Consider the following 14,998-nt stretch of genomic DNA (forward strand, 5'->3'; position numbering starts at 1 on the left):
TCGGATGCCGATAAGCGCCGAAAACCCCTGGTCCCAGGGGAGGGAGCCAGGGGTTACGGGGCCGATTGAACGTATTTCGTAACGCTCACCGAACGCCTAATCATTGGCCAAAGGGCCAAAGCTAAACCTTCAGGCCCTAGCCCTGTGAAATCACCCCCTGCGCCCGCAACGCCCGAGCCAGATCGTCCCGCCCCTCCAGCACCAGACGACGCAACGCCGGCGCCGCCCCCTCATGCCCCGCCAACCACGCGTCGGCCGCCTCCAGCACCGACAACTCCGCCCCCGCCACGGGATACGCCGGGAACAGCCCCGACACCACATCCACCCCGATCTGGATCGACCGCTCCGCCCACACCCGCTCGATCGCGGCGAAGTACTTCTCGACGTACGGCGCCGTCAACTCCCGCTGCGACGCCCGCGCGAACCCGGCGATCGTCGCCTCCACGAGCGCGTTGGACAACGTGTCCGCCTCGACGACCTGCGCCCACGCCTGCGCCTTCACCGCGGCGGACGGCCGGGCCGCGAGGCACCGCACGTGATGCCGCTTCCCCGACGCCGTGTCGTCCCGCACCAGCTCCGCCGCCAACTCGGCCTCCCCGACCGCCCCGTGAGAGGCGAGCGCGTCGAGGAAGGTCCACCGCAGCTCCTGGTCCACATCGAGCCCGGCGACCTTCTCGGTCCCGTCCAGCAGCCCCCGCAGCAGCCCCAGATCCTCCGCCGACGAAGCGGACGACGCGAAGAACCGGGCCCACGCCAGCTGAGGCTCACTCCCCGGCTCGGCCGCCCGCAGATCCCGCAGCGCCACCTGCGCCACCAACGCCTCACCGGTGGCCCGCCAGTCCGACGGCACATAGTTGACCAGCGCCGACCCGGTCCACGCGAGCACCATCTGCAGCACCCCGATGTCCGACTCGCGGTGCGCGAACCGCGTCGCCAGCTCCACGAAGTCGGCGGCCGGCAGCAGTCCGTCCCGCGTCAGATTCCACAGCGCCGACCAGCACAGGGCGCGCGCGAGGGGATCCGTGATGTCCCCCAGCGACTCGGTCAGCGTCGCGAGCGACCGCTCGTCGAAACGGATCTTGCAGTACGTCAGGTCGTCGTCGTTGACGAGCACCAGATCCGGCGCCTCCGCCCCCGCCAGCTCCGCGACGACCGTCCGCTCACCGGTGACGTCCACCTCGGCGCGCGCGTACCGCACGACACCCGAGTCCGTCCGCCGGTAGAGCCCCACCGCCACCCGGTGCGGACGGGACGGCACGCCCTCCTGGACGACCGTCAGCTCAAGGACCCGGCCCTCACCGACGCGCACCTCGGGCGTCAGGGAGTTCAGCCCCGCCGTCTGGAGCCAGGAGCGGGCCCAGGCCGCCATGTCCCGCCCGCTGGTCTCCTCAAGGACCGACAGCAGGTCACCGAGGCGCGTGTTCCCGTACGCGTGCCGCTTGAAGTAACGCCGCGCACCCTCCAGGAACGCGTCCTGGCCGACGTACGCGACGAGCTGCTTCAGGACCGAGGCGCCCTTCGCGTACGTGATCCCGTCGAAGTTGAGCTTCGCGTCCTGGAGGTCGCGGATGTCGGCGGTCACCGGGTGCGTCGAGGGGAGCTGGTCCGCGCGGTAGGCCCAGGACTTGCGGCGGTTGGCGAAGGTGATCCAGCCGTCGGTGAAACGCGTCGCGCCGACGAGGGAGAAGCTGCCCATGAAGTCCGCGAAGGACTCCTTCAGCCACAGGTCGTCCCACCACTCCATGGTGACGAGGTCGCCGAACCACATGTGGGCCATCTCGTGCAGGATCACGTTCGCCCGCGCCTCGTACGACGCCCGCGTCACCTTGCCCCGGAAGATGTACTCCTCCCGGAACGTCACCAGACCCGGGTTCTCCATCGCGCCGAGGTTGTACTCGGGCACGAACGCCTGGTCGTACTTCCCGAACGGGTACGGGTAGTCGAAGTGGTCGTGGAAGAAGTCCAGGCCCTGCTTGGTGACCAGGAAGACGTCGTCCGCGTCGAAGTGCGGGGCCAGCCCCTTGCGGCACATCGCGCCGAGGGGGATCTCCAGCGTCGTGCCGTCCGCGAACTCGCGGCGGTAGGAGTCCGTCACGTAGTGGTACGGGCCCGCGACCACGCACGTGATGTACGTGGAGATCGGCTTCGTCTCCGCGAACCGCCACACGCCGTCCGTGAGCGTCCCCACGCCGTTGCTCCACACCGTCCACCCCTCGGGCGCGCGGACCTCGAAGCGGAACGGGGCCTTGAGGTCGGGCTGCTCGAAGTTGGCGAAGACCCGCCGGGAGTCGGCCGGTTCGTACTGGGTGTAGAGGTACACCTCGCCGTCCTGCGGGTCGACGAAGCGGTGCAGGCCCTCACCCGTACGCGAGTACGCGCACCGCGCGTCCACGATCAGCTCGTTCTCCGCGGCCAGGTCCTCCAGCGTGATCCGCGAGCCGTCGAACACCTCGCCCGGGTCCAGGTCACGGCCGTTCAGCGAGACCGCCGTGACACTCGGGGCGATCAGGTCGGCGAAGCTCGTGGCGCCCACCTCGCCGCAGCGGAACCGGATCGTCGTCACCGAACGGAACGTGCGGTCACCGACCGGGTCGCCCACCGCCGAACGCAGGTCGAGCGAGACCTCGTACGCGTCGACCGACAGCAGCGCGGCCCTCTCCCTGGCTTCGTCGCGGGACAGATTCTCACCGGGCACGGCGGCACTCCCTCATGGCATCGTGGAACTCGGCGCGCCCCGTGAACCCCCTGGCCACCGCGCTACGCCTGGACAGCACCGATCCTGCCACGCCCCCCTGACCCGGCACATCGGGGAACACCCCCGATCCACCCCTACGGCCGAACGGGTGAGCGAACCCCGAGGCACCCCTGACATCCCGGAAACCGGGAATGGCGGACGCGGCCCGGACGTTGCCACGGCAATACTCGAACTTTCACGCGCCCCGCTCACGAGGAGAGACATGTCCGAGCAGTCCACCGAAGCGACGACCGCTGAGAAGACCCCGGTCGACTTCTGGTTCGACCCCCTCTGCCCCTGGGCCTGGATGACCTCCCGCTGGGTCCTCGAAGTCCAGAAGCAGCGCGACCTCGACATCCGCTGGCACCCCTTCAGCCTCGCCGTGCTCAACGAGGACAAGCTCGACCAGCTCCCGGAGGAGTACCGCGAGCTGCTGGAGACGCAGGCGTGGAAGCCGATCCGCGTGGTCGCCGCCGCCTGGCAGAAGCACGGCGACGAGATCGTGGGCCCCCTCTACACCGCGCTCGGCACCCGCTTCCACAACAACGGCGAGGGCCCCACCCTCGAAGCCATCTCCGCCGCCCTGGAAGAGGTCGGCCTCCCCGCCGACCTCATCGACTACGCCGAGCAGGACGACTTCGAGTTCGACGCCGAACTGCGCGCCTCCCACAAGGAGGGCATCGACAAGGTCGGCCAGGACGTCGGCACGCCGATCATCGCGGTCCCCGGCCCCGAGGGTAAGGAGGTCGCCTTCTTCGGCCCGGTCGTCACCCCGGCCCCCAAGGGCGAGGCCGCCCTCCGCCTCTGGGACGGCACGATCGCCGTCGCCTCGGTCCCCGGCTTCTACGAGATCAAGCGCACCCGCACCCAGGGCCCGAGCTTCGAGTGAGCCACCGGGATCACGTACCGGCCGGAGGAGGGCTCGCGAACTCCTCCGGCAGGTTCCCGCCCATCTTCCAGTTGTCCTTCCGCTGCACCCGACGGCACCCCGTCCCCGTGCACCGGTGATACGCCGACGGCCTGAAACGCGCACCGCGCTCGCTCGCACAGTGGCCCATCACCTCCGCCGCGGCGGCGATCTCGTCCCCCTCCAGCTCCCGGAACCGCCGCAGCGGCCCCGCATCACAGGTCGGGTTCGGGCATCGGACGTCGGACACGCATACCTCCTCGCACCGGAAGGAGGAGCATAAAGCGACCCGGCGCCCGCGCGGGAGCCCGGAACCGGACCTTCCGCCCGCCAACGCGAAGTGCTCGCGCACCAGTTCACCCAGAGGGCACCATGGACCGCATGACGAAGATCGACAGCACGGTGCCGCACTCGGCCCGGATCTGGAACTACTGGCTCGGCGGCAAGGACAACTACCCGGTGGACGAGGCGGCGGGCGACGCCTACACGGCCGTCTTCCCCGGCATCGTCACCATCGCGCGCAGCAGCCGCGCCTTCCTCGGCCGCTCCATCCGCCACCTCGTCGAGGAGGCCGGCATCCGCCAGTTCCTGGACGTCGGCACCGGCCTGCCCACGGCCGACAACACGCACGAGGTCGCCCAGCGGTACGCCCCCGAGTCGAAGATCGTGTACGTCGACAACGACCCCCTGATCCTCGCGCACGCCCGCACGCTGCTCTACTCCTCCCCGGAGGGCAAGACCGCGTACGAACACCTCGACCTGTACGACCCGGAGCGCATCGTCGAGGCGGCGGGCAAGACCCTCGACCTCACTCAGCCCGTCGCCCTGATCCTCAGCGGCATCCTCGGCCACGTCGACGGCTACGACCGCGCCCGCGACCTGGTCCGCGCCTTCCTCGCACAGCTCCCCTCGGGCAGCTACCTCTGCCTCAACGAGGGCTCGCGCGGCACCGACCCGGCGTACGAGCACGCCCAGGACGGCTACAACGAGACCGGCGCCGTCCCCTACTTCCTGCGCCCCATCGCCGAGATCGAGGGCTACTTCGAGGGCCTGGAACTCGTCGAACCGGGCGTCGTCTCCGTCCCCCTGTGGCGCCCCGAGCCCGGCGCGGACACGACCCCGATCGGCCAGCACGGCGGCGTCGGCCGTAAGCCGTAAGCGCCCGCACATACAGGAAGCCCCCGTGAGTCACGTCCTCACGGGGGCTTCCCTCAATCCGCCCGCCCCACGTGACAGTTGAGAAGACGATCACGAGGCAGGACGCTCAGAAAAATCACGCACCCAGCAGCAGCACGTCCGCCCGCGCCTTCGTGGCCGCGTAACGCCGCGCCACGTCCTGCCAGTTGACGACCGCCCACATCGCGTCGATGAAGTCGACCTTCTGGTTCTTGTACTGGAGATAGAAGGCGTGCTCCCACGCGTCGAACACGAGGACCGGCACCGACCCCTGCCCCACGTTCCCCTGGTGGTCGTAGACCTGCTCGACGACGAGCCGCCCGCTGAGCGGTTCGTACGCGAGGACGCCCCACCCGGACCCCTGCGTCGTCGCGGCGGCCTTGGTGAGCTGCGCCTTGAACCCGGCGAACGACCCGAACGACTCGGTGATGGCGTCCGCCAGCTCGCCCACGCCGTCGGCGGCCAGCGGCTCGCCGCCGCCGTCCTTGGGGCCGGTCATGTTCTGCCAGTAGATGCTGTGCAGGATGTGCCCGGAGAGGTGGAACGCGAGGTTCTTCTCCAGCCCGTTGATCGAGCCCCAGCTCTCCTTGTCCCGGGCCTCCGCGAGCTGTTCCAGCGTGTCGTTCGCACCCTTCACGTACGCCGCGTGGTGCTTGTCGTGGTGCAGCTCGATGATCTCCGGGCTGATCACGGGGGCCAGCGCGGAGTAGTCGTACGGGAGTTCAGGCAGCGTGTAGACGGGCATGGGGGGTCCTCTCAGAACCTTTCCTGCGCACCACTTCTTATTGCAACTAGCTTGCAGGTGCAGGCTAGCAAGGGGAACCCGCCCCCGCGCAAGAAAGGGCCCCCTTACACGCACTCAGCGCGCAAGGGGGCCCGAAAGAAACGATCAGCGCGAAGCCCGCGCCCGCTGCCACCCGTACCCGGCTCCGGCCAGCACCACCGTCATCGCCCCCGTCCACACCAACTGCGTCCGCGTGTCCGCCTCCCGCGCCATCAGCACGAACACCCCGACCATCCCCGCGAGCGCGACCCACGTCAGCCACGGGAACCCCCACATCCGCACGACCAGCTTCTCCGGCGCCGTCCGCCGCCGCAGCAGCAGTTGCGAGACGGCGATGAAGAACCAGACGACGAGGATGACCGCGCCGATCATGTTCAGCAGCCACATGAAGACGTCGTCCGGCCGCCAGTAGCTCAGCAGCACGCACCCGAACCCGACGACCGATGAGACGAGGACGGCGACCCGGGGCACCCCGCCGGAGACGGCGCCCAGCGCGCGCGGCGCCTGCCCCCGCTCGACCAGCGAGTACGCCATGCGCGAGGCCCCGTAGATGTTCGCGTTCATCGCGGACAGCAGCGCGACCAGCACGATGACGTTCATCAGCTGACCGGCACCCGGGATGCCGAGGTGGTCGAGCGCGGCGACGTACGGGCCCTTCTCGACGACGTCCTTCGAGTCCCACGGCACCAGCGTCACGATGACGGCCATCGAGCCGACGTAGAACAGCGCGATCCGCCACATCGCCGTCCGCACCGCGCTCGCCACCCCCTTCACCGGGTCCTCGGACTCGGCCGCCGCGATGGTGACCGTCTCCAGACCGCCGTACGCGAAGACGGTCGCGAGGAGGCCGACGACGAAGCCCTCGCCGCCGCCCGGCAGGAGGTCACCGAGGTTGGCGGTGCCCGGGGCGTCCGTACCGGGCAGGAGCCCCGCTATCGCGAGCACGCCGAGGATCAGGAACAGGGAGATCGCCCCGACCTTCAGCGCCGCGAACCAGAACTCGAACTCGCCGAAGTTCTTCACGGCCGCCAGGTTCATCCCGCAGAACACGACCATGAACAGCGCGACCCAGGCCCACTCCGGCGTCCCCGGCAGCCACCCCGTCACGATCTTCGCGGCACCGATCCCCTCCAGGCCGACGACCGTGCAGAGCAGGATCCAGAACGCCCAGCCGACCGTGAACCCGGCCCACGGGCCGATCGCCCGCTCGGCGTGCGCCGAGAACGAGCCCGACGACGGATGCGCCGCCGACATCTCGCCCAGCATCCGCATCACCAGCATCACGAGGATCCCGGAGAGGGCGTAGGCGAGGACGATCGACGGACCGGCGGCGGCGATACCGGACCCCGACCCGACGAAGAGACCGGCGCCGATGACGCCGCCGAGGGCGATCATCGACAGATGGCGCTGTTTGAGAGCGTGGGTGAGGCCGGGCGCGGTGGCGCGGGACTCGGTACTGGTGGGCATGGGCGCGGCTCGTCCAATGCGTGAGGTGGGCAAAGAGACCCAGCGTACCGACGGGCATCACATCCGGTCCGTGACCGGAGTCACGTTATGGGGCGGCCCTTTGTCCGGAGCCCACCAACCCCCTGACCTGCCGTTTGTCGACGAGTGACGGTTCTCGGACGCGGGCGCCTGGGATAGCGTCCTTTAGGTCCCTCTTATCAGCCCCGGATTCATTCGTCCCCGAGCCCGCGGAGTCCCCATGAGCACCCTCGCCGCCTCGTCCGCCCCCGGGCGGGTCCTCGCCGACCTCCTCCCGGCCGGCCGCGTCCGTGACATCGCCCTCGTCGCCGGCGGTGCCGCCCTCACCGGCGTCGCCGCGCAGCTCGCCGTCCCGGTCCCCGGCTCGCCCGTCCCGGTCACCGGCCAGACCTTCGCCGCGCTGCTCGTCGGCACCTCGCTCGGCGCCGGGCGCGGCTTCCTCTCCCTCGCGCTGTACGCCCTCGCCGGCGTCGTCGGCGTGCCGTGGTTCGCCGAGGGCGGCTCCGGCGCGGGCATGGTGTCGTTCGGGTACGTCCTCGGGCTGATGCTGGCGGCCACCGTCGTCGGCGCGCTCGCCCGCCGGGGCGCCGACCGTAACGTCTGGCGCATGGCCGGCGCGGTCCTGCTCGGCGAGGCCCTGATCTACGCCGTCGGCGTCCCCTACCTCGCGTACGCCGCCGACATGTCCGCCTCCCAGGCCATCGCCGCCGGCCTCACCCCGTACCTCCTCGGCGACGCCCTCAAGGCGGCCCTCGCGATGGGCCTGGTCCCGGCTGTGTGGAAGCTGCTCGACCGACGCTGAGCGCTCCGCTGGAAGTGCCGCGACGGCCGTCAGCCGGCTGCGGCGCCGTCGTGGCTGGTCGCGCAGTTCCCCGCGCCCCTTCAGGGCGCTGCCGAACCGCCGAGCCTTCGCCCGCCCCGCTCAGCCCCGGATGCCGGCGCCGGCCCCGGATACGCAGGGCCGTACCGCTCAGACGGTACGGCCCTTTCGTGTGCTCACCCCGTGCGGCGCCTCGACCACCACACGCCCGCCGCCCCCGCTGCCAGCAGCGCGGCGCCCGTCGCGCCCAGGGGGAGGAGGTCTTCCGCCGGTCCGGTGCTGGGGAGTTGGCCGGTGCCGGGGGTGACCGGCTTGTTGTCGGTGCCGAGCAGGAGCGGGGTGGCAGGGGCGTTCGGGGCCGGGTTGACGGTGCCGAAGGGGACCGGACCCTGCTGCCAGAACGTCTTCGAACCGTCCGCCGCCTGAACCGGAAGGCAGATCCTCCCCTTTTTCGTCAGGTCGTAGCTCGCGTCGACCGCGTACGACTTCGTGGCGCCCGCCGCGAGATTGTCCAGCGGGCAGTTGAAACCACTGTTCGAACCCTCGGGGAGGTTTTCTTTCGTGAGTGGCGTGCAGCCTTCGACTTTGTTGATCGAAAGGCCGTCGAAACCGACGACCAAGAGCCTGATCTTTCCGCTCTCCTTCGTTCCCTCGTTTTTCACGGTGGCGGTGAGAGAGGTTTTCCTGGTGCTGTTGTCGACCGAGATACGGACGGGCAGTGTGGTCGTGAGTTTCACCCCGGCCGGCGCCGGATCGACCGCCTTGCCGCCCTGCGCACTGCCCGGCTCCTGCCCGTTGGCACCCGCCTGCGGCGCCAGGACCAGCGCCGATACCAGCCCTGCCGAGACAAGGACCCCGGCGACGGCCGCACTGCGACGAGAACTCATGTTCGTCCCCCTTTGACTCCCCCTGAGCCGCGCCTGAATTCGCGGTACTTGAAGAGGTACCACAAGATTTCTCCGCACTATGCTGGTACGGCCTGAAGTGTGACCATTGTGTTTCCGGTGGTACGACCGGTGAAAGGGAGCAGTGGATTGCCGGGGAACAGCAGCAGCGGCGGTGTTGCCGGGCTTTTGGTGGCCGGGCGTTATCGGTTGGTCGAAAGCATCGGGCAGGGAGGAATGGGGCGGGTGTGGCGGGCCGCCGACGAAATACTCGACCGGCTGGTCGCGGTGAAGGAAATACGCATCGACGGCCCCGACGCCGAGGACACCAGGACCCGCCGCGAACGCACCCTGCGCGAGGCCCGCGCCACCGCCCGCATCGACCACCCCAACGTGGTGCGCGTCTACGACGTCGTCGACGAGGGCGAACTCCTGTGGATCATCATGGAGTTGGTCCGCGGCCGCTCCCTGGAACGGGTCACCGCCGACGACGGCCCGCTCGGCCCCGTCGCCGCCGCCCGCGTCGGCCTCGGCCTCGTCGCCGCGCTCCAGCAGGTCCACGCGCGCGGCGTCCTGCACCGGGACATCAAACCCGGGAACGTGCTGGTGGAGGGGGCCGGCGAGCGGATCGTCCTCACCGACTTCGGGATCGCCGCGATGCAGGACGCCAAGGCGCTCACCATGGTCGGGATGCTGGTCGGCTCGCCCGACTACATGGCCCCCGAGCGCGTCGCCGGGCGCCCCCAGGGACCGCCGTCCGACATCTGGTCCGTCGGCGCGACCCTGTGCGCCGCCCTCGCCGGACACTCGCCCTTCGCCCGCGACACGACGCTGGCCACCCTGCACGCCGTCCTCCACGAGGAACCCCGACTCCCCGACAACGTCGGGACGCTGCGCGGCGTCCTGACCGGACTCCTCGCCAAGGACCCCGAACTCCGCCCGGACCTCGCCGAGTTGGAGACGGAACTGAGGCGCACGGCCTTCCCGGAACCGACGCCGACGGTACGGGTGGGGGAGATGCCGCGCGCGGAGCTGCGATCACCCCCGCCCGACCTCGCCACCACCCCCCTCCCACGTCTGCCGGAACACCCCCGGCACCGGCGCACAACAGCCCTCGCCGCGGCAGGAGTCGCCGCGGTCATCGCCATCGTCGTCACCGCCGTCCTCCTCACCTCGGGCGGCACACCCCCCGCCCACGAAGCCGCCGTCACACCCACCCCCACCCCCACCGTCGAAGGCACCGCCCGCACCCGCACCCTGCCGCCCGGCGCCCACGAGGAAGCCGGCGGCTACGCCTGGAAGACCCCGGACGGCTGGCGGCGGGACGTGAAGACCGGCGCCGAGGTGCACTACACGTCCCCCGACGGCACACAGGAACTCCTCGCCAAGTCCTCCCTCGCGCGCGGCAAGTTGATCGACGCGTGGCGCAAGTCCGAGCTGGACGCGCACCGTGGCGAGGACTACCGCAAACTCCGCCTGGCCGAGACCGAGTTCAGGGGGAACCCGGCGGTCGAGTGGGAGTACACGTTCACACTGAAGGGCACCCCCTGGCACGCCCGGCTGCTCGGGTTCGACCAGGACGGGAAGTCGTTCCAGGTGAACACGTGGTACCGGCCGGACGTGGAAGAGAGTGCCCTCAGGGTCTACGCGGAGGTGAAGGCAAGCTTCACGGTGCTGTGACGCCCCCGCGTCACGGCGTGGTGACGCCCTTGCGCACCTTGTCCTTGACCAGCGACACGACCAGCACGCCCGCCGCGACCAACAGCGACAACAGCACCGTCGTCCGCCCGTCATGCTCCGTGTCGGTCAGCATGTAACCCAGCACGAAGACGATCAACCCGGCCGTCGCCCAGGTCAGATACGGGTACAGCCACATCTTCACGACCAGCTTCTCCGGCGCCTCCGCCTGGATGATCTTCCGCATCCGCAGCTGCGAGAAGCAGATCACCAGCCACACGAACAGGGCCACCGCACCGGAGGAGTTGACCAGGAACAGGAACACCGAGTCCGGGTACTGGTAGTTGAAGAACACCGCGACGAACCCGAACACCACGGACGACAGGATCGCCGCCATCGGCACGCCCCGCGAGGTGGTCCGCGCGAACGACTTCGGCGCGTCCCCGCGCTGCCCGAGCGAGAACGCCATCCGCGAGGCCGTGTAGAGACCGGAGTTGAGGCAGGACAGCACCGACGTCAGCACGATGAAGTTCATGATCTGCCCGGCGTGCGCGATGCCGAGCGAGTCCAGGGCCGCGACGTACGAGCCCTCCTCCTTGATCGACGGGTCGTCCCACGGCAGCAGGGTCACCACGACGAAGATCGACCCCAGGTAGAACACCGCGATCCGCCAGATCACACTGTTCGTCGACTTCGTCACCGCCCGCTGCGGGTTCTCAGACTCGCCCGCCGCCAGCGTCGCGATCTCACTGCCCATGAAGGAGAAGACGACGAGCAGGACGCCGGTGAGGATCGCGCCCGGCCCGTTCGGCAGGAAGCCGCCGTGGTCCGTGAGGTTGCCGAGCCCCGCCTTGTCGCTGTCCACCCCGGGCAGCACCCCGAACACGGCCAGCCCGCCGATCACGATGAACGCGGCGATCGCGACGACCTTGATACCGGCGAACCAGAACTCGAACTCGCCGTAGGAGCCGACGGAGACCAGGTTCGTCGCCGTCAGCACGATCATCACGATCAGCGCCCAGCCCCACTGCGGGACGGCCGGGATCCACGACTCCAGGATCGCCGCGCCCGCGGTCGCCTCGACCGCCAGCACCACGACCCAGAAGAACCAGTACAGCCAGCCGATCGTGAACCCCGCCCACGGGCCGAGCGCGCGGTCGGCGTGCGCCGAGAAGGAGCCGGACGTCGGGTTCGCGGCCGACATCTCACCCAGCATCCGCATCACCAGCACCACGAGCGTGCCGACGAGGAAGTACGACAGGAGGATGCCGGGACCGGCGGTCGCGATGCCCGAGCTGGAGCCGACGAACAGACCGGCGCCGATCACGCCACCGATCGCGATCATGGAAAGGTGCCGGTTCTTCAGGCCCGCCTGCAGGCCGGGCCCGGGTTCCTCGGGATTCTCCTGGCCGGAACCGGCCGGTGACAGGGTCGGAGGCGATGCCATGGGGGACGTCCTTTGCGCGGCGTGGGGGAGGGGGGACAGGGGGTGCGGGTGCTGGCGGTCAGTGAAACGGAGGTGAAGGATTTCGTGTACCCGCCATTAAGGATCGGTGACGCCGGTTTTCTCGACGTTTCGTCGAGTTTCCCGATGTGACCGGGGCCCGCACCCCTTCCTCCCTGCCCGCAACCCGCATGTCACACTCGTCCCATGCGCGTGTACCTCGGCTCCGACCATGCCGGCTACGAACTCAAGAACCACCTCGTCGAATGGCTCAAGGCGGCCGGGCACGACCCCGTCGACTGCGGCCCGCACATCTACGACGCCCAGGACGACTACCCCCCCTTCTGCCTCCGCGCCGCCGAACGCACCGCCGCCGACCCCGACTCCCTCGGCATCGTCATCGGCGGCTCCGGCAACGGCGAACAGATCGCCGCGAACAAGGTGAAGGGGGTGCGGGCCGCTCTGGCGTGGAGCGAGGAAACGGCGTCTCTGGGCCGCCAGCACAACAACGCCAACGTCGTCGCCGTGGGCGCCCGCATGCACACCCAGGACGAAGCGACGAAGTTTGTGGAGACCTTCCTCGCAACTCCCTTCTCCGGTGACGAACGCCACATCCGCCGCATCGACATGCTGAGTGGGTACGAGACGACGGGCGTCCTGCCGGAAATCCCGGCACACCACCCGAAGCAGTAACTCCAAAACGCTGGCCGGCATCTCAGCCCGTCCGGCGTTTGAGGACGAGGCCCCTTCAGGGCCGAAGCGGGGTCGAAGGGGCGGCAGCCCCTTCAAAGGATGGGACGGGTAGGGGCGGCGGGGGCGAGAAACCCCCCGCCCCGACGAGAGGAGCCACCGTGCCGGAGGGCCACACAATCCACCGCCTGGCCCAGGACTACGCGTCCCACTTCCAAGGCACACCCCCCGAAGTGACCAGCCCTCAGGGCAAGTTCTCCGACGCCGCCGCCCTCCTCACCGGCACGGAACTCACCACCACCGAAGCCCACGGCAAACACCTCTTCCTGGGCTTCGCACAAACCGGCTGGGTCCACATCCACCTCGGCCTCTTCGGCAAGGTCACCTTCGGCGACACCCCCGCGCCCCCACCCACGGACACCACCCGCCTCCGCCTGCGCAACACCACCTCGTACGTCGACCTCAAGGGCCCCACGACCTGCGCGTTGATCACCCCGGAGGAGAAGCGGGCGATACACACCCGCCTGGGCCCCGACCCCCTGCGCCCCGACGCCGACCCGGCGCAGGCGTACGCCCGCATCCACCGCAGCCGCACGACGATCGCCGCCCTCCTCCTGGACCAGAAGATCATCGCCGGCGTCGGGAACGTCTACCGGGCGGAAGTCCTGTTCCGCCACCACATCGACCCGTACCGCCCCGGCAAGGACCTCACCGAGCAGGAGTGGACGGCGATCTGGACGGACCTGGTCGCGCTGATGCGCGAGGGCGTCCGCAACAACCGCATCGACACGGTCCGCCCGGAACACACCCCCGAGGCCATGAACCGCCCCCCGAGGGTGGACGACCACGGCGGCGAGGTCTACGTCTACCGCCGCACGAACCAGCCCTGCCACCTGTGCGCCACCCCGGTCCGCACGGCGGACCTGGCCGCCCGCAACCTCTTCTGGTGCCCGACCTGCCAGCCGAGCTGACCCCCGACCCGCCGGCCGAGTCGACACCCCGCACCCACCCGTAACCCCCCAACTCCGGACGACCGAGCGAATTTCTCCCTCCTCTCCCGGAGAGCGCTTTCCATGAAGTTCACTGTGAAGTCGAACCTCGGACGGGGGACAAGTGGGACCTCCCGTGCCAAGCGGCGGGTTGGATGGATAGGGTCCCGAACTAATGACAGCAGGACGACAACGGCGCGCGGAAGCCGAGACGTTCACGGCCCGGTTGCGGCACCTCATGCACCGGGTCCGCACCGGCCTGCGCAGAAGCGCCGTGGACTACTTCCGGGGCGACGGCTCGGACTGGGTCGCCCTGGCCGGCCTCCTGCTCACCGTCCCGGTCATCACGACGGCCACCCTCGCGAACTCCGTCTGGTTCTCCCCGGCCGCCCTGGTCCTCCCGATCGTCGCCGGCGGCCTCCTGCTGCGCCCCTCCAGCCTGCTCGCCCTGTACGCGGCGGCGGCGACCGCGCTGATCGTCGAGTCCGTCCAGCTGGGCCCGTACACCGAGGGCCCCTCCCGGGTCACCCCGGGCGTCGTCCTGGTCGTCGCCGCGTGCGGGTTCTTCGGCCTGCTGATCGCCCAGTTCCGCAGCCGCGTCGGCGTCCCCTGGAGACGCGGCGGCACGATGCTCTTCGACCTGCGCGAACGCATCCGCGTCCAGAGCAAGCTGCCGAAGCTCCCGCCGGGCTGGCACCGCGAGATGGCGCTGCGCCCGGCCGGCGGCCAGTCCTTCTCCGGTGACTTCGTCGTCGCGGCCCGCACGAACGGCGGCCGCACGCTGGAGGTCGTCCTCACCGACGTCTCCGGCAAGGGCATGGACGCCGGCTCGCGCGCCCTCCTGCTCTCCGGCGCCTTCGGCGGCCTCCTCGGCTCCCTGCCCCCGCACGCCTTCCTCCCCGCCGCCAACGGCTACCTGCTGCGCCAGGACTGGGACGAGGGCTTCGCGACCTCCATCCACCTCGTCCTCGACCTCGACTCCGGCGACTACGAGCTGTACTCGGCCGGCCATCCCCCGGGCCTCCAGCTCAGCGCCGGCAGCGGCCGCTGGGAGGAGAAGGCGGCCGAGGGCCCGCTGCTCGGCGTCTACGAGGGCGCCCAGTTCGACCCCGTCAAGGGCTCGCTGCGCCCCGGCGACGTCCTCATGCTGTTCACCGACGGCCTCGTCGAGACGTCCGACCGGGACATCGTCGAGGGCATCGACCGGCTGACCGGCGAGGCGGACCGGTACGTCGCCGGCGGCTTCCAGGGCGCGGCCTGGCATCTGATCGAGGCCGTCGCGAAGGACGTCAACGACGACCGGGCGCTGCTGCTGGTGTGCCGGGAGGGTCCCACGGCGTCGTCGGTCCGCTACTGATTGATTCCCAACACCCCGATTGACGGGCCCTTGTTGGTGGCACGATGGTCT

Annotated in this window: 13 protein-coding genes; 7 read left to right on the top strand and 6 right to left on the bottom strand. The window is 70.0% G+C overall.

Annotation, left to right across the window (positions count from 1 at the left end; genetic code table 11):
• Positions 1-136 precede the first annotated feature (136 nt).
• Complete coding sequence (gene pepN, locus IAG44_RS26980) at positions 137-2,695, bottom strand: aminopeptidase N (RefSeq protein ID WP_187749662.1); 2,559 nt, start codon at positions 2,693-2,695, stop codon at positions 137-139.
• A gap of 262 nt (positions 2,696-2,957) precedes the next feature.
• Here pepN and IAG44_RS26985 point away from each other — a divergent pair, with 262 nt between their 5' ends.
• Positions 2,958-3,623: a mycothiol-dependent nitroreductase Rv2466c family protein gene (locus tag IAG44_RS26985; protein WP_187749663.1), complete on the top strand. Its 666-nt coding sequence runs from the start codon at positions 2,958-2,960 to the stop codon at positions 3,621-3,623.
• A 10-nt stretch (positions 3,624-3,633) separates the two neighbouring features.
• Here the strand turns inward: IAG44_RS26985 and IAG44_RS26990 are convergent, their stop codons facing one another.
• Positions 3,634-3,891 carry a hypothetical protein gene (locus IAG44_RS26990; protein ID WP_187749664.1) on the bottom strand — a complete coding sequence of 86 codons (258 nt, stop codon included), beginning with the start codon at positions 3,889-3,891 and terminating at the stop codon, positions 3,634-3,636.
• Between the two features lie 131 nt (positions 3,892-4,022).
• Between IAG44_RS26990 and IAG44_RS26995 the strand changes: the two genes are divergently transcribed.
• Positions 4,023-4,799, top strand: a complete 777-nt coding sequence (locus tag IAG44_RS26995; RefSeq protein ID WP_187749665.1) for an SAM-dependent methyltransferase — start codon at positions 4,023-4,025, stop codon at positions 4,797-4,799.
• A 115-nt stretch (positions 4,800-4,914) separates the two neighbouring features.
• Here IAG44_RS26995 and IAG44_RS27000 read toward each other — a convergent pair whose 3' ends face one another.
• A complete protein-coding gene (locus IAG44_RS27000; protein WP_187749666.1) occupies positions 4,915-5,562 on the bottom strand; it encodes a superoxide dismutase in 648 nt (215 codons plus the stop codon).
• A gap of 144 nt (positions 5,563-5,706) precedes the next feature.
• Positions 5,707-7,068 (bottom strand): amino acid permease, encoded by a 1,362-nt coding sequence (locus IAG44_RS27005; RefSeq protein WP_187749667.1) that lies wholly within the window; start codon positions 7,066-7,068, stop codon positions 5,707-5,709.
• 238 nt (positions 7,069-7,306) lie between these two features.
• Between IAG44_RS27005 and IAG44_RS27010 the strand changes: the two genes are divergently transcribed.
• Positions 7,307-7,888: a biotin transporter BioY gene (locus tag IAG44_RS27010; RefSeq protein ID WP_187749668.1), complete on the top strand. Its 582-nt coding sequence runs from the start codon at positions 7,307-7,309 to the stop codon at positions 7,886-7,888.
• A 194-nt stretch (positions 7,889-8,082) separates the two neighbouring features.
• Here the strand turns inward: IAG44_RS27010 and IAG44_RS27015 are convergent, their stop codons facing one another.
• Positions 8,083-8,793 (bottom strand): LPXTG cell wall anchor domain-containing protein, encoded by a 711-nt coding sequence (locus IAG44_RS27015; protein WP_187749669.1) that lies wholly within the window; start codon positions 8,791-8,793, stop codon positions 8,083-8,085.
• 234 nt (positions 8,794-9,027) lie between these two features.
• Between IAG44_RS27015 and IAG44_RS27020 the strand changes: the two genes are divergently transcribed.
• Positions 9,028-10,470: a serine/threonine-protein kinase gene (locus tag IAG44_RS27020; RefSeq protein WP_246562129.1), complete on the top strand. Its 1,443-nt coding sequence runs from the start codon at positions 9,028-9,030 to the stop codon at positions 10,468-10,470.
• Positions 10,471-10,480: 10 nt separating this feature from the next.
• Here IAG44_RS27020 and IAG44_RS27025 read toward each other — a convergent pair whose 3' ends face one another.
• Positions 10,481-11,914 carry an amino acid permease gene (locus tag IAG44_RS27025; protein WP_187749670.1) on the bottom strand — a complete coding sequence of 478 codons (1,434 nt, stop codon included), beginning with the start codon at positions 11,912-11,914 and terminating at the stop codon, positions 10,481-10,483.
• Between the two features lie 204 nt (positions 11,915-12,118).
• Here IAG44_RS27025 and IAG44_RS27030 point away from each other — a divergent pair, with 204 nt between their 5' ends.
• The 3 genes from IAG44_RS27030 to IAG44_RS27040 all read left to right on the top strand — a co-directional run bounded on the left by IAG44_RS27030 (position 12,119) and on the right by IAG44_RS27040 (position 14,947).
• The gene (locus IAG44_RS27030; RefSeq protein WP_187749671.1) at positions 12,119-12,604 is read left to right on the top strand and encodes a ribose-5-phosphate isomerase; all 486 of its coding nucleotides are present in this window, start codon (positions 12,119-12,121) and stop codon (positions 12,602-12,604) included.
• Between the two features lie 158 nt (positions 12,605-12,762).
• On the top strand, positions 12,763-13,572 hold the full coding sequence (locus IAG44_RS27035; protein ID WP_187749672.1) for an Fpg/Nei family DNA glycosylase: 810 nt from the start codon (positions 12,763-12,765) through the stop codon (positions 13,570-13,572).
• Between the two features lie 193 nt (positions 13,573-13,765).
• The gene (locus IAG44_RS27040) at positions 13,766-14,947 is read left to right on the top strand and encodes a PP2C family protein-serine/threonine phosphatase (protein ID WP_187749673.1); all 1,182 of its coding nucleotides are present in this window, start codon (positions 13,766-13,768) and stop codon (positions 14,945-14,947) included.
• Positions 14,948-14,998: the final 51 nt, after the last annotated feature.

Source organism: Streptomyces roseirectus (assembly GCF_014489635.1).
GTDB lineage: Bacteria > Actinomycetota > Actinomycetes > Streptomycetales > Streptomycetaceae > Streptomyces > Streptomyces roseirectus.

What these genes read in the sequence shown, in the direction of transcription:
- IAG44_RS27030 (WP_187749671.1), top strand. Translation starts at nt 12,119, where the DNA reads ATGCGCGTGTACCTCGGCTCCGACCATGCCGGCTACGAACTCAAGAAC.
- IAG44_RS27015 (WP_187749669.1), bottom strand. Translation starts at nt 8,793, where the DNA reads ATGAGTTCTCGTCGCAGTGCGGCCGTCGCCGGGGTCCTTGTCTCGGCA.
- IAG44_RS27040 (WP_187749673.1), top strand. Translation starts at nt 13,766, where the DNA reads ATGACAGCAGGACGACAACGGCGCGCGGAAGCCGAGACGTTCACGGCC.
- IAG44_RS27010 (WP_187749668.1), top strand. Translation starts at nt 7,307, where the DNA reads ATGAGCACCCTCGCCGCCTCGTCCGCCCCCGGGCGGGTCCTCGCCGAC.
- IAG44_RS27005 (WP_187749667.1), bottom strand. Translation starts at nt 7,068, where the DNA reads ATGCCCACCAGTACCGAGTCCCGCGCCACCGCGCCCGGCCTCACCCAC.
- IAG44_RS27020 (WP_246562129.1), top strand. Translation starts at nt 9,028, where the DNA reads ATGGGGCGGGTGTGGCGGGCCGCCGACGAAATACTCGACCGGCTGGTC.
- IAG44_RS26995 (WP_187749665.1), top strand. Translation starts at nt 4,023, where the DNA reads ATGACGAAGATCGACAGCACGGTGCCGCACTCGGCCCGGATCTGGAAC.
- IAG44_RS27000 (WP_187749666.1), bottom strand. Translation starts at nt 5,562, where the DNA reads ATGCCCGTCTACACGCTGCCTGAACTCCCGTACGACTACTCCGCGCTG.
- IAG44_RS27025 (WP_187749670.1), bottom strand. Translation starts at nt 11,914, where the DNA reads ATGGCATCGCCTCCGACCCTGTCACCGGCCGGTTCCGGCCAGGAGAAT.
- IAG44_RS26985 (WP_187749663.1), top strand. Translation starts at nt 2,958, where the DNA reads ATGTCCGAGCAGTCCACCGAAGCGACGACCGCTGAGAAGACCCCGGTC.